The 15,586-nt window shown below is 69.0% G+C and carries 16 protein-coding genes; 6 read left to right on the top strand and 10 right to left on the bottom strand.

Annotation, left to right across the window (positions count from 1 at the left end):
- Positions 1 to 38 precede the first annotated feature (38 nt).
- Positions 39 to 377 carry a hypothetical protein gene (locus ACSHWB_RS17390; RefSeq protein WP_439663056.1) on the top strand — a complete coding sequence of 113 codons (339 nt, stop codon included), beginning with the start codon at positions 39 to 41 and terminating at the stop codon, positions 375 to 377.
- A 43-nt stretch (positions 378 to 420) separates the two neighbouring features.
- The gene (locus ACSHWB_RS17395; RefSeq protein ID WP_439663057.1) at positions 421 to 1,665 is read left to right on the top strand and encodes a cryptochrome/photolyase family protein; all 1,245 of its coding nucleotides are present in this window, start codon (positions 421 to 423) and stop codon (positions 1,663 to 1,665) included.
- Here ACSHWB_RS17395 and ACSHWB_RS17400 read toward each other — a convergent pair.
- Both ACSHWB_RS17400 and ACSHWB_RS17405 read right to left on the bottom strand, forming a co-directional pair.
- Entirely contained in the window at positions 1,655 to 2,836 is a 1,182-nt protein-coding gene (locus ACSHWB_RS17400) for an ABC transporter permease (RefSeq protein ID WP_439663058.1), read from the bottom strand. The two genes, ACSHWB_RS17395 and ACSHWB_RS17400, sit on opposite strands and share 11 nt — an antisense overlap.
- Positions 2,833 to 3,741, bottom strand: a complete 909-nt coding sequence (locus ACSHWB_RS17405) for an ABC transporter ATP-binding protein (RefSeq protein ID WP_439663059.1) — start codon at positions 3,739 to 3,741, stop codon at positions 2,833 to 2,835. Before ACSHWB_RS17405 ends, ACSHWB_RS17400 begins: the two co-directional genes overlap by 4 nt.
- Before the next feature lie 129 nt (positions 3,742 to 3,870).
- Here ACSHWB_RS17405 and ACSHWB_RS17410 point away from each other — a divergent pair, with 129 nt between their 5' ends.
- The 3 genes from ACSHWB_RS17410 to ACSHWB_RS17420 are packed head-to-tail and all read left to right on the top strand — an operon-like array spanning position 3,871 to position 6,318.
- A complete protein-coding gene (locus tag ACSHWB_RS17410; protein WP_439664618.1) occupies positions 3,871 to 4,323 on the top strand; it encodes a YbaB/EbfC family nucleoid-associated protein in 453 nt (150 codons plus the stop codon).
- Between the two features lie 19 nt (positions 4,324 to 4,342).
- Positions 4,343 to 4,651, top strand: a complete 309-nt coding sequence (locus tag ACSHWB_RS17415) for a type VII secretion target (protein WP_439663060.1) — start codon at positions 4,343 to 4,345, stop codon at positions 4,649 to 4,651.
- Positions 4,648 to 6,318 carry a WXG100 family type VII secretion target gene (locus ACSHWB_RS17420; RefSeq protein ID WP_439663061.1) on the top strand — a complete coding sequence of 557 codons (1,671 nt, stop codon included), beginning with the start codon at positions 4,648 to 4,650 and terminating at the stop codon, positions 6,316 to 6,318. Before ACSHWB_RS17415 ends, ACSHWB_RS17420 begins: the two co-directional genes overlap by 4 nt.
- Before the next feature lie 89 nt (positions 6,319 to 6,407).
- On the opposite strand, the gene ACSHWB_RS17425 is transcribed toward ACSHWB_RS17420, so the two are convergent.
- Together ACSHWB_RS17425 and ACSHWB_RS17430 are read right to left on the bottom strand one after the other, a co-directional pair.
- Positions 6,408 to 7,793 (bottom strand): glycerol-3-phosphate dehydrogenase/oxidase, encoded by a 1,386-nt coding sequence (locus tag ACSHWB_RS17425; protein WP_439663062.1) that lies wholly within the window; start codon positions 7,791 to 7,793, stop codon positions 6,408 to 6,410.
- Positions 7,790 to 8,365, bottom strand: coding sequence for a TetR/AcrR family transcriptional regulator (locus ACSHWB_RS17430; protein ID WP_439663063.1), 576 nt, complete (start codon positions 8,363 to 8,365; stop codon positions 7,790 to 7,792). Before ACSHWB_RS17430 ends, ACSHWB_RS17425 begins: the two co-directional genes overlap by 4 nt.
- Here ACSHWB_RS17430 and ACSHWB_RS17435 point away from each other — a divergent pair.
- On the top strand, positions 8,364 to 9,926 hold the full coding sequence (locus ACSHWB_RS17435) for an FAD-binding oxidoreductase (RefSeq protein ID WP_439663064.1): 1,563 nt from the start codon (positions 8,364 to 8,366) through the stop codon (positions 9,924 to 9,926). The two genes, ACSHWB_RS17430 and ACSHWB_RS17435, sit on opposite strands and share 2 nt — an antisense overlap.
- 55 nt (positions 9,927 to 9,981) lie before the next feature.
- Here ACSHWB_RS17435 and ACSHWB_RS17440 read toward each other — a convergent pair whose 3' ends face one another.
- From ACSHWB_RS17440 to ACSHWB_RS17465, 6 genes are all read right to left on the bottom strand, one after another.
- On the bottom strand, positions 9,982 to 10,989 hold the full coding sequence (locus ACSHWB_RS17440; protein ID WP_439663065.1) for an NADP-dependent oxidoreductase: 1,008 nt from the start codon (positions 10,987 to 10,989) through the stop codon (positions 9,982 to 9,984).
- 83 nt (positions 10,990 to 11,072) lie between these two features.
- Positions 11,073 to 11,786, bottom strand: coding sequence for a GNAT family N-acetyltransferase (locus ACSHWB_RS17445; RefSeq protein WP_439663066.1), 714 nt, complete (start codon positions 11,784 to 11,786; stop codon positions 11,073 to 11,075).
- Positions 11,787 to 12,230, bottom strand: coding sequence for a hypothetical protein (locus ACSHWB_RS17450; RefSeq protein WP_439663067.1), 444 nt, complete (start codon positions 12,228 to 12,230; stop codon positions 11,787 to 11,789).
- On the bottom strand, positions 12,227 to 15,046 hold the full coding sequence (locus ACSHWB_RS17455; RefSeq protein WP_439663068.1) for an FtsK/SpoIIIE domain-containing protein: 2,820 nt from the start codon (positions 15,044 to 15,046) through the stop codon (positions 12,227 to 12,229). The genes ACSHWB_RS17450 and ACSHWB_RS17455 overlap by 4 nt, the downstream gene beginning before the upstream one ends.
- Positions 15,046 to 15,297 (bottom strand): hypothetical protein, encoded by a 252-nt coding sequence (locus ACSHWB_RS17460; protein ID WP_090007412.1) that lies wholly within the window; start codon positions 15,295 to 15,297, stop codon positions 15,046 to 15,048. Before ACSHWB_RS17460 ends, ACSHWB_RS17455 begins: the two co-directional genes overlap by 1 nt.
- Entirely contained in the window at positions 15,297 to 15,557 is a 261-nt protein-coding gene (locus ACSHWB_RS17465) for a hypothetical protein (RefSeq protein WP_030481403.1), read from the bottom strand. Before ACSHWB_RS17465 ends, ACSHWB_RS17460 begins: the two co-directional genes overlap by 1 nt.
- Between the last annotated feature and the right edge of the window lie 29 nt (positions 15,558 to 15,586).

A 15,586-nucleotide genomic window follows, 5' to 3' on the forward strand; every position in this document is an offset into this window, starting at 1 on the left:
TGGGGTGGCGCGCCTTTCGCTTGTCCTGGGGGTGGTGCGTGACGGACGTGCGGGCCGAGGTGGCGCGGTTGTACGAGCAGCACCGGAAGATGCCGTACCCGAACGGGCAGCGCGGTCTGGAGATCGCGGGCGTGGAGCTGATCCTGGTCGACGTGCACGCCGCGGGCTGTGTCTCCAGCTGGCTGGAGAACGGTGACGACCTCAACGAACACGCCCGGTGGATGGCGCCGCTCTGCCTCGATGAGCTGCGCAAAGTGGTCCCGGTGTTCGCTGATCCGCGGTCCGGGTACTACCGGCCCTACGCGGCCCACTACTGGGGCCGGCTCCTGCGCATGGTGCGGCTGGTCACGCTCGAACTCGTGGCCGAGGCCGCCTGATGCCCATCATGCAGACCCGCCCGGCTCGCTTTACCGTCGATCGGTGAGTTCTTCGCCGTCGCTCGTCTGGTTCCGCCGCGATTTGCGGACGTCCGATCATCCCGCCATTCTCGCCGCCGCGGAAAGATCACCTCGCGCACTCGCGTTGTTCGTTCTCGACGACCGGTTGCTGAAACCGTCGGGGCAGCCGCGAATCGATTTCCTGCACCGCTGTTTGCACGCGTTGAACGAGGAACTCGGCGGCCGGCTGATGGTCGTGCACGGTGATCCGGTGAAGACGGTTCCGCGCATCGCGAAGGAGATCGGCGCGCAGAGCGTCCACATCTCCGCGGACTGCGCGCCGTACGGGCGCCGCAGGGACGAGGCCGTCGAGGAAGCGTTGGGGGACATCGAACTCGTCCGCTCCGGCTCGCCCTACGCCGTGACGCCGGGGCGGGTGCGCAAGCAGGACGGCACGCCGTTCAAGGTCTTCACGCCGTTCCGCAACGCCTGGCTGGAGCACGGCTGGCGCAAGCCCGCGGACACCGACGCGTCCACTCTGGACTGGATCAAGCCGGAGCACAGCACGAAACTCCCCGCCATCGAGGAGAAACTGCCAGACGCGCAGCAGCTCTGGGAGGAGTTCCGCGACGAACGGCTGGCGGACTACGACACGACCCGCGACCGTCCCGACATGGACGCGACGAGCAGGATGTCGGCGTTCCTGCGGTGGGGCGTGCTGCACCCCCGGACGCTCCTGCAGGACTGTGACGGAACGTTCCGCAGCGAGCTCGCCTGGCGTGAGTTCTACGCCGACGTGCTGTGGCACAAGCCGGAGACCGCGCGCGAGAACTACGACCGCCGGTTCGACCGCATGGAACACGACGACGACCTGGAGCTGTTCGCGGCCTGGAAGGAAGGGCGCACGGGCTTCCCGATCGTCGACGCCGGCATGCGGCAGCTGCTCCAGGAAGGCTTCATGCACAACCGGGTGCGCATGATCGTCGCGAGCTTCCTGGTCAAGGACCTGCACCTGCCGTGGTGGTGGGGCGCGCGGCACTTCATGGAGCACCTGATCGACGGCGACATCGCCTCGAACCAGCACAACTGGCAGTGGGTCGCGGGCAGCGGCACGGACGCCTCGCCGTTCTTCCGCGTCTTCAACCCGATGACGCAGGCCAAGAAGTTCGACCCGGACGGTGCCTACGTGCGGAAGTACGCGCCGGACTCGCCGAACCTGACACCGATCGTGGACCACGCGGTCGAACGCCAGGTGGCGCTCGACCGCTACCAGGCCATCAAAGCCTGAGCGCCTCGCGGAGCTTGACGCGAGCGCCGGTCCTCAGCACGGCGTTCGCGTAGACCTTGCCGCCCAGCCACGTGATCGCGGCGATGGCCAGCAGCGCCAGCACGACCGCGACCAGCACCTGCCAGGCCGGTGCGACACCCAGCGCCATCCGGCCCGGCATCAGGATCGGGGCGAACGGCGGCAGCATCGACAGCACGGTGACCGTGGGGCCGGAGGGGCTGCCGATCATCAGGTTGATGCCGGCCAGGAACGCCACGATGATCGTCATGCTGATCGGCGTCAGCACCGACTGCAGCTCCTCCTGCCTCGACACCAGTGACGCGGCGGCCGCGAACACGGTGGCGTACAAGAAGAAGCCGAGCAGGTACCAGAGCACGCCGGTCAGCAGCGCCGCACCGCCCAGCTCGCCGACGTCCACGACGTCGAACGCCGAGGACAACCCCAGGCCGACCGTCGAGATCACCAGCAGCTGCAGCAGGCCGACCGCGCCGAGCCCGATCACCTTGCCCAGCAACAACTGCCACGGACGCACGGTCGCGAGCAGGATCTCCACGACCCGGCTGGACTTCTCCTCGACCACGCCCTGCGCCACCATCGTGCCGTAGACCAGCAGCGAGTAGTACAGCAGCGCGGCCACGATCAACCCGATCGCGAGGCGCTGACCTCGTTGCGGGTCAACGGGTTCCAGCGCGGTGACGGCCACGCGGGCGTTCGCGAGGCTCTGCGCGACCTCCTGCGGGCTGATGCCGGCCTCGGCGAGCTGCGCGGTCAGCACCTGCTGGCGCAGCACGTCGTTCAGCGCCGTCGTCAGCACGTCGTCGCCGGAGCCCTTGACGATCATCTTCAGCTCGGGCGGCGCACCGGTGACCAGTGCGTCGAGCGAGCCGTCGCGCACCTGCTGCTCGGCGTCGCCCGCGGTCGTGACGTCCCGCGTCTCCAGCTCGATGCCGAACGCCTTCGCCTTGTCCCGCAACGGTTCCGCCAGCTGCGTCGCCTGCCCCGACAGGCCGACGACGCTGCGCTGCTGGTCGTTGAACAGGAACGACTGCAGCACCACGTACCCGGCGAGGACGGCGATGATCACCGCCGTGCCGATCAGGAACGACCTGGTGCGCACCTTCGTGACGAACTCGCGCTTGGCCACCAACGAGACAGCTCGGGCCGACGTCATGCGCTCCTGCCCTCGGTGGTCACGACGTTGCGGAACAGCTCGGTCAGCGACGGGCGCTGCCGGGAGAACTCGTGCACGGGACCTGCCGCGAGCGCCGCGTGCAGCACCGCCTGGTCGTCCACGCCTTCGGCGAGCTCGAGCACGCAGCGCGTCCCGTTCTTCTCGATCACCCGCACACCGTCCAGACTGGCAGCCCACTCGGTGGTCGGCGACTCCACGACCAGGCGGGAGGTGCCGCCTGCACGGAGTTCGTCCACTGTTCCGATCGCGACCATCGAACCGGCGCTGACGATGCCGACCCGGTCGCACAGCCGTTCCACCAGGTCGAGCTGGTGGCTCGAGAACACCACGGGCACGCCTGCGGACGCCTTCTCGCGCAGCACCTGGCTCATCACGTCCACCGCGACCGGGTCGAGGCCGGAGAACGGTTCGTCGAGCACCAGCACGTCCGGGTCGTGCACCAGCGCGGCGGCCAGCTGGACGCGCTGCTGGTTGCCGAGGCTCAGCCGCTGCACCTCGTCGGAGCGGCGGTCGCGCAGCCCGAGGCGGGCGATCCAGTTCTCCGCGTTCGTGTGGGCCTCGTTGGTGCTCATGCCGTGCAGTTCGGCCAGGTAGACGAGCTGGTCGAGCACCTTCATCCGCGGGTAGAGGCCGCGTTCCTCCGGCATGTAGCCGATGCGGCGCCGGGTGTCGAGGTCGACGGTTCTGCCGTTCCACCGCACGTCGCCGGAGTCGGCCGAGAGCACGCCCAGCGCGATCCGCATGGTCGTGGTCTTCCCGGCGCCGTTGCTTCCGACGAACCCGAAGAGCTCGCCGGCGCGCACGTCGAAGGACATGTCCCGCAGGGCGACGACCTCTCCGTAGCGCTTGGAGACCGCGTCGATCTCCAGCACTCCCTCAGGCACGGTGAACCCCTTCGTTAGCCCGGATGGCGGTAATCGGACTGAAAGTATCGGTGAGCAGGGAACGAGTGAAACGATACGGGCGTCTACGGCGAATCGAACGAACGACCAATTCACTCAACGGGGGTGACCATGCAGCCCATCGACCCCGATCAGTGGCTCAAGCAGTACGGGGCCAAGATCGAGCAGGCCAAGCAGCACGCCGAACAGGCTCGGGACCAGCTCGGTGGTGTGGGTGGCAGCGCCAGCTCGCCAGACGGCCTGATCACGGTGACAGTTAACGCCACAGGCGTGCTGACCGATCTCCAGATCAAGCCGGAAGCGCGCGGCATGGACCCCAGCGAGATCGCATCAGCCGTGCTCACAGCCTCCACCAAGGCCCAGCGGGACGCCTCGGGGCGTGTCGTGCAGATCATGACCGACTTCGTCGGCGACAGCCCCGCCCTCGAGTTCGTGAAGGCGCAGATGCCGAACGGATACAAGGGCGACGGAACCGACGAGGAAGAACCGAAGTCGGAGTTGGAGCGCAAGGACGTCCGGCCGGACGACGAGTACTTCACCAACCCACCCGACGTCATGGCCTGAGTGCAGGAGGGGGTTAGGCATGCAGCAGCACTTCAACATCGACCTGGACGAGCTGAGAACCCACGCCGCCAACGTGGACCGGCTCATGGAACGGATGCGCAAGGCCACCGAGACGTGCGATCCGGGTGCCCTCACGACTGAGGCCTTCGGCGTGTTCCTCGGGTTCCTGGCCTCGAAGGTCCTCCAGGAGGCAGGCCTGTCTCAGGACATGCTCGGCAAGGCCGCCAACTCGCTGATGGACATGGGCAGCGGGCTCAAGAAGACCGTCGAGCAGTACGAGCAGGTCGACCTCGACAACATGTTCGGCTTCAAGGGAGGCCGGGGATGAACGCCCCTGCGACGCAGTCCAGCAGCGGTGACACCGCGCAGCTGTTCAACAACATCTCGAGCGCCTACAAGTCCATCGAGAGCGGCGACTGGGTCAGCGGCGGCCTCGGCATCGCGAACGCGGCCATGAGCATGGTCGGCAACGGCTCGAACCCCCTCAGCGGCTTCCTCTCCGCGGGCTTCAGCTGGGCCATCCAGCACGTCGACTTCCTGCGCGAGCCGTTCGACGTCCTGCTCGGCAGCCCCGAGTCCATCGCCAAGATGTCCGAGTCGTTCAAGAACGCGGGCAAGCAGGTCAAGGAGATCGCGACCGAGTACGAGAAGATCTGCGTCTCGCAGACCCGCGAGTGGCAGGGCAAGGCGGCCGACGGCTACCGCGCAGCCGCCAAGCGGCACGCGACCGGCCTGGAGACCCTCGCGAAGTCGGTCGACGGCATCTCGGGCGCGGTCAAGGGCGCAGGTGAGCTCGTCGGCACCGTCCGCAAGATGATCATGGACCTGATCAGCCAGGCCGTGTCCGACATGGTCATGAAGATCATCCAGTGGCTCGCGGCCTCGTTCCTGACCTTCGGCGCGGCGATCGCGGGCGCGATCGCGGACATCGTCACGACCGCGGTCAACTACGCGAAGAAGCTCTCCGACTTCCTGCAGAAGCTCGTCGGCTCCGTGCAGAAGCTGATGAAGCTGATCCAGTCCGTCTCGCAGATCGCCAAGGCCGCCGAGTCGATCATCGACGCGATCTCGTCGATGGCGAACAACGGCAAGGGCGGCGGTGGCGGCGCTCCCGTCCGGAACACCGCGGGTGGCTTCGACGGCATCCGTGCCGACGACCAGTCGCGTGCGTCCGCCGGTGCGGGCGGCACGTTCACCAGTGGCGCCAACAACAACTCCACCACCCGGCCGACCGGCGGTGACGGCCTGAGCCAGGTCCGGCCCGGTTACGGGGGCAGCAACACGGACGGCTGGCAGGGCTCGTACAACCCGGGGTCCGGCGTGAGCACCGGTCCTGCCGTGCGTCCCGTCTACACGCCTCCTGGCGGTCAGAGCGGTGCCGGCGGCGGTGGCGGTGGCTATCTGCCCGGTCCTGGCGCCGGCGGAGGTGCCGGCGGTGGCGCTGGTACCGGCACCGGTGCGGGTCGCTGGGTTCCTGGTCACTGGGAGCCGGACACGACCACGACGGCCGGTGGCAACACCGGGGTCAAGCCTCCGACGACCGGTGTCATCCCGCCCACGCCGAACACCGACTGGTACCGCCCGACGACCGACCACGCCGCGACGGCTGCCTCTGGCGGCGCCGGTGGTGGCGGTGGTGGCGGTGCTCCCAAGGGCATGGGCGGCGGCGGAGGTGGCGGCATGCCCGCCGGCCTCGGCGGTGGCCCTGCCGGTGGTGGCGGTGCCGGTGGCACCTCGGCCACCCAGTTCGGTGGCGCGGCCGGTGTCATGGCGGCCGGCAGCGGTGGCGCGCCTGCCGCACCTGCCGCGGCCGCTGGCGGCGCCCCCAAGGGTGGCCCCGGTGGCGCCGGCATGGGCGGCATGATGGGCGGCGCTCCGATGGCCGGTGGCGGCCAGCAGGGCGGCGGCAGCAACGAGCACAAGCGCAAGGTGAAGATCGAGGGCGAGGCCCTGGTCGACCCGCCGAAGGCCGCGAAGCCGGTCATCGGCGAGTGACCCGGCACTCCTCGCCCTGAGTCCCTTGCGCTGAGGGCGTCTGCAAGTACCACCAACCGGGAGTTGGTAGTACTTGCAGACGCCCTTTTTCACACCTGGGTCAGGAGTTTCGCGATCTCCGGCGCGGCCTTCTCGCGGTCCTTCGGCACCAGGCCGATGCGCGTGCGCCGGTCCAGCACGTCGTCGGCGTCCAGCGCGCCCTCGTGCTCGATCGCGTGGATCACGTCGGCCTCGGTGACGCCGGGTGCGATCGGGGTGGTCGGCGCCGGCCGGTCGTCCACCAGCCGGATGTCCTTGGTGCGGCAGGGGATCTGCGTCAGGTTCGTCGCGTTCACCGCGTCCGCCGCCATCCTGCGGTAGGTGGTGAGCTTGCCGCCGACGATCGTGATCACGCCGTTCGGCGCCCTGAGCACGGCGTGGTTGCGGGACAGGTCCGCGCTCTGGCCCTCCGCTTCCAGCAACGGGCGCAGGCCCGCGTAGCTGCCGATGACGTCGGCCCTGGTGAGATTCCGTTGCAGGACGTGGGACGCGGTCGTGAGCAGGAAGTCCACATCGGACTCCGGCACCTGCGGCACGTCCGGGATGTCGTCCACGGGCACGTCGGTGAGGCCGAGGTACGCGCGGCCGTTGGGCTGGGGCAGCAGGAGGGCGAAGCGGTTGCGCTCGCCGGGGACCGGGATGGTCAGCGCCGTTGCGGTGAGGCCCGCGGACCTCGCGTCGATCACCAGGTGCGAGCCGCGGGACGGGCGCAGGTGCACCGGGGCCAGCGTGCCTGCCCAGACGCCGGTCGCGTTGACCACCGCCTTGGCCCTGACGGTGAACGTGGTGCCGGTGAGCGTGTCCTGGGCTTCGGCACCATCGCCTTGCAGGGTCAGGACCTTCGCTCGCGTGATGATCTTCGCGCCGTAGCCGGCAGCTGTTCTGGCCAGTGCGACCACGAGCCTGGCGTCGTCGACGAGCTGGCCGTCGTAGCTCAGGAGTCCGCCGGTGAGTTTGTCCGCGTTGAGGCCTGGTACCAGTGCCAGGGCCTCGTGTTTCGGCACTCGGCGCGGCGCCGGCAGCACGTCCGACGGCGTGCGGGCGGCGATGCGCAGCGCGTTGCCCGCGCGGAAGCCCGACATGACGAAGTGGCCGGCGTTGGCGTGCAGGGGGAACAGCATCGGCAGCGTGCGGGTGAGGTGCGGGGCCGTCCTGGTCATCAGGACGCCGCGCTCGACGGCGCTCTCGTGGGCGAGCCGCACGTCGCCCTTCGCGAGGTAGCGCAGGCCGCCGTGGACGAGCTTGCTGGACCAGCGGGACGTTCCGAACGCCAGGTCGTGCGCCTCCAGCAGGACGGTGCGGAGGCCCCTCGAAGCCGCGTCGAGCGCGACACCCGTGCCGGTGACGCCGCCGCCGATGACGAGTACGTCGGCGACCTCCTGTTGGGCTGCTTCGAGGTCTTGCAGACGGCGGCGGGCGTTCAGGGACGTGTTCACGGCTTCAGGGCTCCGTCCAGCTGCTTGGCGAGCTCGTCCAGCAACGAGCCGAAGTCGAGCCCAGAGGTCACCGGCCTGGTCGAGAGGACCAGCGACTGCGTGCTCATCAGCACCACGCGGGCCTGCGTCTTGGCGTCGCCGAAGCGGATCGAGCCGTCCCGGTGGCCGGCCTCGATCTGCGCGATCAGGAACTGCTCGACCAGTCGCTGCGTGCTGCCCAGGCGGTCGGTGAGGTACGGCAGCATCAGGTCCGCGTCCAGCTGCAGGACGCGCTGCATGAGCGGGTTGGCCTCCAGCAGCCTGATGGCGTCCACGGCCCGCTGAACGAGCTGCTCGCGGGCGTTGCCGTGGTTGACGGCCCGTTCCGCCTGTTCGAGCAGTGCGGCGAACTCACGCGTCATCAGGGCCCGCACGAGGTGGTCCACGTCCGGGTAGCGGCGGTAGAGCGTCATGCGGCTGACGTTCGCCCGTTTCGCCACGTCGGTGAGGGTGGTCCGGCGGACTCCCACTTCCAGAACACACTCACGGGTGGCGTCCAGCAGGTCGTCGTGGGTGTGACGTTGAGACGTCATGTGTAACACTGTAGCAGTGACCAGGGCTCGATGGACCTCCGAAACCGTGCCGTTGCCGCCGCATGCGCTGGCTTGGCTCAGCCAGCGCGTTGGGCTTGGGGAGCCGCTTGTCGAGGTGCCGGTCGCGGTGCCCGACTCCGAGCTGTCCGAGGACGCCTTCACGGCGTTGGAGGCGGTTTGTGCGATCAGCGTCGACCCCGCGGATCGGCTCGGGCGGGCCGGCGGGCTCTCGTACCTGGACCTGTTGCGCCGTCGTGGGCACGGGGAGTTGGCCGTGCCGGACGCTGTGGTGCAGCCCTCCTCGCCTGAGGAGGTCGCCGAGGTTCTTCAGGTCTGCGTCGAGTACGACATCGCCGTGGTGCCGTTCGGTGGTGGCACGTCCGTGGTCGGTGGCGTGGAAGCCCTTCGCAGGTCCAAGCCGGCTGTCGTCGCGCTGGACCTGGGTGGGCTCGGGCGGCTGGTGTCCGTTGATCCGGTGTCGCGGGTGGCCGTGTTGCAGGCAGGGGTGACCGGGCCCGAGGCGGAGAAGCTGCTGGGAGAGCACGGGTTCACGCTCGGGCACGTGCCGCAGTCGTTCGAGCGGGCCACGATCGGCGGGTTCGCCGCCACCCGTTCCGCTGGGCAGGCGTCGTCCGGGTACGGGCGGTTCGAGGACATGGTCGAGTCGGTTCGGATGGCCACGCCGGTGGGGGAGTGGGTCGCGGGAGCGGCTCCTGCCTCCGCCGCCGGACCGGACCTGAAGCAGGTGGTGCTGGGCAGTGAAGGGCTCTTCGGCGTGATCACCGAGGTGTCCGTGCGGGTTCGGCCCAAGCCGTCCGCACCCCGGTACGAGGGGTTCGTCGTCGACGGCTGGGAAGCCGGGGTCGCGCTCGTGCGGTCACTGGCCCAGGCCGGGGCACTCGCCGACATCACCCGTCTGTCCGATGTGGACGAGACCGAGGTCGCGCTGGAGCTCGCCGGTTCCAAGGCCGATCTGGTGAAGAAGTACCTGCGGGTGCGCGGGGTGAAGAAGCCCTGTCTGGTGATTCTCGGGTGGGAGTGCCGGTCCCGTGCCGCGACCATGAGCGCGTTGAGCGGGCACAAAGTCGTACGACTCGGCCGGGCGATGGGGAACTCGTGGCTGCACGGGCGGTTCAACGGGCCTCGGCAGCGGGATGCCCTGCTGGACGCCGGAGTTTGTGTCGAGACCCTGGAGACCGCCACCCACTGGTCTCGGGTCTCTGAGCTGCGCGACGCCGTGCGGGACGCGTTGGTCGCGGAGCTCGGGAACCCCGTGGTGATGTGCCACGTTTCGCACGCCTACGAGACCGGGGCCTCGCTCTACTTCACCGTGCTGGTGCCCAGGGATCTCGCTGATCCCGTCGGGCAGTGGGAGAAGGCGAAGATCGCGGCCTCTGACGCGATCTCGCGGCTCGGAACGATCACGCATCACCACGCCGTTGGGCGGGATCACCTTCCCTGGTTGGAGAAGGAGATCGGAACCGTTGGCGTCGAGGTGTTGCGAGCGGTCAAGGAACGGCTTGATCCGACCGGGATCCTGAATCCTGGAAAGCTGATCTAGACACGCGTCGGCGGTGGGGTCTCGTCACGGGACCCCACCGCCGGGTTCGTTCAGGTCAGAACTGGACGAGCATCTTGCCCGTGTTCTCGCCGCGCAGCATGCCCAGGAAGGCCGCCGGGGCCTGGCGGGCGCCGCCCTCGATCACCGTCTCGGAGTACTTCAGCTCGCCGGACGCGATCCAGGCCGCCACCTCGGAGACGAACTGCTGCTGCAGGGCCTTGTGGTCGCCCACCAGCATGCCGCGCAGGGTCAGGCGCTTCGCGAGGATCTGGATCATGTTGCTCGGGCCTGCCGGTTTCTCGGCGGCGTTGTACTGCGAGATGGCGCCGCACATGGTGATGCGGCCGTTCAGGTTCAGGGTCTCGATCGCCGCTTCGAGGTGCTCGCCGCCCACGTTGTCGAAGTAGACGTCGATGCCGTCGGGGGCTGCGGCGGCCAGCTGCTCGGCCACCGGGCCCTCCTTGTAGTTGAACGCCGCGTCGAAGCCCAGTTCCTCGGTCAGGTACTTGACCTTGTCGGCCGAGCCCGCGGAGCCGATCACGCGGCTGGCGCCCTTCAGACGGGCGATCTGGCCCACGATCTGGCCGACCGCGCCCGCCGCGCCGGAGACGAAGACGGCGTCGCCCGGCTTGAACTCCGCGGTGGCCAGGAGGCCCGCGTAGGCGGTCAGACCCGGCATGCCGAGGACGCCCAGGTAGGTGGAGAGCGGGGCCACACCGGCGTCCACCTTCACCGCGTGCTTGGCGTCGACCACGGCGTAGTCGCGCCAGCCCAGGCCGTGCAGGACGTTGTCACCCACGGCGAACGCGTCGGAGTTCGAGGCCACGACCTCGCCCACCGCGCCGCCGTCCAGCGGGGCGCCCACCTGGAACGGGGGGACGTAGGACTTGACGTCGTTCATGCGGCCGCGCATGTACGGGTCGACGCTCATGACCACGTTGCGGACCAGGATCTGGCCTTCGCCCGGGGTCGGGATCTCGACCTCGGCGATCTCGAAGTTCTCCTCGGTCGGCCAGCCCTTGGGGCGGGACGCGAGCCTGACTTCGAGTGCGGTGTCGGTCATGGTCGGACCATCTCCATCCATTGCGTTTCGGATCAGTTATCCGTTTCAACCGTCTGTCGGTGACGACTGTTCCGGAAAGTGACCTAGGCCGCAGGGAGAAGTGTGGTGACGTCCCGGTAGGCGAAGCCGAGTTTGCGGTAGACGGCGATGGCCGGGGCGTTGTAGTTCTCCACGAAGAGGGCGCAGGTGCCGTAAAGGGTCAGCAGGGACGACGTCACGAACTGGCAGATGCGCTGGCCCAGGCCCCGGCCTGTGAGGGAGGGGTGGACCGCCACGCCCATCATGAAGCCGACGTCGGTGGACGACCAGGCTTCCGCGGCCGTGGCCACCAGGGTGTCGTCCTGGTGGATGCCTGCCCAGCGGCGTACTCCCGCTTCGCCCGGCCAGGCCCAGGAGTGGGGGTTGGCCTCGCGCAGGAGGGGTTCCACGCCGGTGGTGGTCTCCAGCCAGTCGGCGTCGGTGGGCAGGTCCAGGTCGCCCGTGCGGTCCATCCAGCCGAAAGGTTTGTCCTCTACCCACGGGGTGGGCATCAACGGCTCCACCTCGTCGGCCAGTTTGCGTTCCAGCAGCGGGCGCAGGTCGACGCCTCTGCCGTGGGCCGCCAAGAGCGACGCCACGCCCTCGGCCGGACCGGAGAGGACCAGCCGGCGGCGTCGGGTCAGGGAAGGTGCGTGCACCGCCACGGCGCCGCCGTGGGCCCAGGCCGCACCACCGCACGACAGTGCCTGGGCTGCCCAGCGGACCATCGGGTCGTCGCTGGCGTCCTGCACGTCGGCGGTGGTGCGTAACCGGCGCACTCAGTCCTTCTGCTTGCGGCGCAACAGGGTCCGCTTCGCTAGCGAGTCCTCCAGCGCCTGGTACGCGAGGTCCATCGCCCTGTTGTACTCGCCCTGCGGGCGCGGGGGGACCGACTCGTCCGGCTGGGGAGGCGTGACCATCTGCAGCCAGCGCTCGTTCCAGAGCTGTTCGACCGCCGCCTCCCAGTGCAGGGCGGCGCCCATCCGCACGACCCGCTCGCGATCGCGCACCTCGGCGATCTCGTGCTGGGTCGACGCGAGCCGCTCCGCGAGTTCGGCGCACCGGACCTCGTCCAGCTTGCGCTGGCGGGCCGCGGCGTCCGTGGCGATGGCGATGATCTCCTTGTAGCGCTCAACGGCGGAGATCGTGGGCACCTCGATCACCTCCTCGCTCTGACGCTGCGACGGGACCGGATCGAACATCGTCGTCATCATCGGGTTCATGACAGTTCTCCTGTGTCGAACGGGATGATCACTTGCGGTCGCGAGTGCTCGAACCTGTCGAAGAACAGGCCTCGGCGTGGCCTCGGCGACCACGCCATCACCTGTTCCGGTCCGAGCGACAGCAGTTCCTTGCCCTGGACGTCGAACGCCACCCAGGCGCCGATGTCGTCGTACACGCCGGGCGGGAGGCTGGCCTTCAGCCTCTGCACGCCGCGCCACCAGCCCAGGACGTGCGTGCGGTTCTCCGGGCCGTGCTTGAGGACCGTCCGCAGACTGTCCACACCGGACGTTCGCGTTGTCGGATCCTTCTGCTCCAGCAACGTCTGCGCGGCGTCGACGCCGTACAGCACCAGGTAGTGCGGCGTCAGCGGCGCGTCGGTCTCGCCCGTGTTGATCGACTGCAACCGGGCCGCCGTCGCGTTCAGCAGGTCGCGGATGCCGTTGATGGTGACCACCTCGGCATCATGCCCGTCGGCGCTCAGGCGCTTTGCCAGATGCAACGCCGAGGGCATCGCCTCCTCGACCAGGCAGGCGAGCGTGAACCTGGCCTCGTGCGGGCGGTGCTGCCTGCCCAGTGACGCGGCCGCTCCGCCGAGCACCGCGGCCGCGTCCTGGACGACGGAGCCGACCACCGCGATGTTGCGGCCCGGCGTGCGGGCGAACCGCACCCGTGCCGCGCTGCCCGCGACGTCGATCACCTGTCCCAGAAGCACCGTAGGCGATGCCTCGCCGGGTCGCAGATCGAGGAAGTCCTGCGTCGCGTCGATCAGCGGGATCTTGCTGCCGTCGAACAGGCCCGGTGCCCTGCCGGGTTCGCGGCGCCACAGCTCCGTCTGCAGGAAGTCCATGGTGCCCTTGGACGTCGAGTCCGGGATGCGGCAGATCTCGTTGCCGGGCTTGACACCCGACTCGTGGTTGATCACCGCGTGCCAGCGCGGGAGCTCGACGGCGGCGTCGTTCTGCGGCTCCGCCAGCACCCGGCGGGCCTTGGGCAGCGCGATGCGGACGGTGAACTGCTCGAAGATCGCCGACTTGCCCCAGAACCCCTCGATGCCCGAGACGTCCTGCGACGACAGCACGAGGTGGATGCCCTGCGAACGGCCGCGGCGCGCCACGTCCTCCAGCAGCTGCGTCGCGGCAGCCGTGACCTGGTCGCGTTCGCCGAACAGGTACTGGAACTCGTCGATCACCGCGACGATCCGCGGCCAGCGGCCGGACGGGTCCTCCGCGCGCAGGTCCTGCAGCTTGGTGACCTCGTGCTGCTTGGCCGCGTCCGCACGCCGGCGCATCTCGTCGGACAGGTACCGCAGCAGCGCCACGCCGAACTCGCGGTCGGTGTTGACGTTCACGCCGACCAGACGCGCGTGCGGCAGCCACGACGGGTCCTTGCGGCCCGGCGCGAACTGCGCGAACGACACGCCTTCCTTGAAGTCCAGCAGGTACAGCTCCAGCTCGTTCGGCGAGTAGCGCGCGCACAACGAACCGAGCATCGCGTAGAGGAAGTTCGTCTTGCCCGAGCCGGAAGGCCCGCCGATCAACGCGTGCGGTGAGGTGTCGCCGAGCTGTACGCAGACCTGTTCGCCGTCGTCGAAGCCAACGGGCGCAATGACTCCGGCCGACGAGTTCTCCGTCCACGGCCGGTCGGGCAGCAGATCTTCGAACTTGCCCATGCGCGAACGCCGTTCCTCGCGCTTCTCCGCGATGGCGGCACAGGCGCGCGGCACCAAAGTGCGCGGCAGTGCGGGATCCAGCGTCACCGTCACGCTCTTGCCCGTCATCGTGCAGAACGCGGTGCCGTCGCTGCGCAGCGACACCGTCTCCACCGGCGAGTTGACCGTGATCGGAATGTCCACGATGAACAGCTGCACGCCGCACGCCAAACCGTTGCGCGCCACGCGTTGCAGCTGTTGCTGCTGGTCTTCCTTCAACGCCTTGCGGTTGCCGAACAGCACGGCGATCCGCCACGGCTCGGTGCGCCGGCCCTCACCGCTGACCGCACGAACGGTCAGGTGGCCGTCGACCAGGACCTTGGTGTGCACCTGGCGGATGTGCTCGGACAGCTCGTCGAGCAGCTCGTGCAGCCGTGCCGGGTCGTGCACCGTCAGCAGGTTCGCGCGGGTCAGCGGGTAGAGACCCGGCAACGACCCGGTCAGCTGGCCGACGTCCCACACGTGCACGTGCACGAGCCCCGGCTGGAAGTGCGACAGCACCCGCAGCAACAGGCTCTCCACCAGCGTGTCCGCGAGCTGGCGGGTGTCCGGAGTGGACGAGATGTGCAGGTGCGCCTGGTCCAGCAGCGGCACCGCCACGGGGAACGGGACGCGCGTCGGCGCCGACGTCACCACACCGGTGCCGATCCGCCACAGCTCCGGCACACCCTCGCTGCCGTCGTGCGTGCCCGGATGGCCGAGCCACGACTCGTGCGGCAACGACGCGGGGCCGGCGGCCACCGAGTTCACCAGCTCCGTCAGCTGCTCGGGGCCCGAGGTCGTCCACTCGTGGAACGACTGCTTCCAGTCGTACTCGATCTGGGCGAGGCGCTCGGCGAACTGGGGCATCGAGAGCGGCGCCTGACGCGGGTTCCTGGCGCGCTTCTCGTCGACCGTCAGGAACGACGTGACGTCCTTCAAAGCGACGTCCTGCAACGCCTTGTCGATCCCCATGCCGCGCACGGTGAACTCGAACATGTCCTTGGCGTGCTCGGTGGCCAGCGCGCGGTGTTCGCGCGCCACAGCGCCCAGCGCGGCCGAAACAGCGCGCTGGAACTCCGCGAAGGCGTCCTCGATCCTCTGTCGCCGGTCGTCCCGCCTGCTCATCACAGCTCCACGGTGAGTCGTTGGATGCGCTCTAGGGTTCCCACCATCAGCTCGAGCTGATCAGGGAATCTTTCCTTCGCGCGCACGAACTCGACTGGAAGCAAGGACTCGTGGTGGTTCTCGCTCGACTCGGCGAGGATCGCGACCGCCTCGTCGAGGCCCTCCTGCGCTGATCGCACGTTGCGGTACGACTCACGCAGGATCTCGCCCGCCTGCTCGAGCGCGGCACGAACCTCGCCGATGGACGCCATCAAAGCCTGCTGTTGATGCCCTCGGCCCCGGAAATGCCGGCGCCGAGGTAGTTCTGCAGCTCGCTCACGCCAGACACGACCTGGGCGAACTGGGCGTTCGTCGTCTCGACGTCCGCCTGCACGGAGCCCTGCGTGACCGATGTCAGCAGCTGCTGCGCGTCCTCGGCGAGCTCAGCCGCCTGTTGGAGGGCGGACTGGCTTTGAGCCGCCTTGTCGATCGCCTGGGCAATTGCGGCACGGACCTCTTCGATGCTGGCCATGTCGGCTCCCGAACCCTCCGGAACAGCGT

This window comes from Lentzea sp. HUAS TT2 (assembly GCF_051853195.1).
GTDB lineage: Bacteria > Actinomycetota > Actinomycetes > Mycobacteriales > Pseudonocardiaceae > Lentzea.

Coding starts and splice junctions, on each gene's coding strand:
- ACSHWB_RS17400 (WP_439663058.1), bottom strand. CDS start 2,836: ATGACGTCGGCCCGAGCTGTCTCGTTGGTGGCCAAGCGCGAGTTCGTC.
- ACSHWB_RS17410 (WP_439664618.1), top strand. CDS start 3,871: ATGCAGCCCATCGACCCCGATCAGTGGCTCAAGCAGTACGGGGCCAAG.
- ACSHWB_RS17415 (WP_439663060.1), top strand. CDS start 4,343: ATGCAGCAGCACTTCAACATCGACCTGGACGAGCTGAGAACCCACGCC.
- ACSHWB_RS17420 (WP_439663061.1), top strand. CDS start 4,648: ATGAACGCCCCTGCGACGCAGTCCAGCAGCGGTGACACCGCGCAGCTG.
- ACSHWB_RS17435 (WP_439663064.1), top strand. CDS start 8,364: ATGTGTAACACTGTAGCAGTGACCAGGGCTCGATGGACCTCCGAAACC.
- ACSHWB_RS17430 (WP_439663063.1), bottom strand. CDS start 8,365: ATGACGTCTCAACGTCACACCCACGACGACCTGCTGGACGCCACCCGT.
- ACSHWB_RS17440 (WP_439663065.1), bottom strand. CDS start 10,989: ATGACCGACACCGCACTCGAAGTCAGGCTCGCGTCCCGCCCCAAGGGC.
- ACSHWB_RS17450 (WP_439663067.1), bottom strand. CDS start 12,230: ATGAACCCGATGATGACGACGATGTTCGATCCGGTCCCGTCGCAGCGT.
- ACSHWB_RS17455 (WP_439663068.1), bottom strand. CDS start 15,046: ATGAGCAGGCGGGACGACCGGCGACAGAGGATCGAGGACGCCTTCGCG.
- ACSHWB_RS17460 (WP_090007412.1), bottom strand. CDS start 15,297: ATGGCGTCCATCGGCGAGGTTCGTGCCGCGCTCGAGCAGGCGGGCGAG.
- ACSHWB_RS17465 (WP_030481403.1), bottom strand. CDS start 15,557: ATGGCCAGCATCGAAGAGGTCCGTGCCGCAATTGCCCAGGCGATCGAC.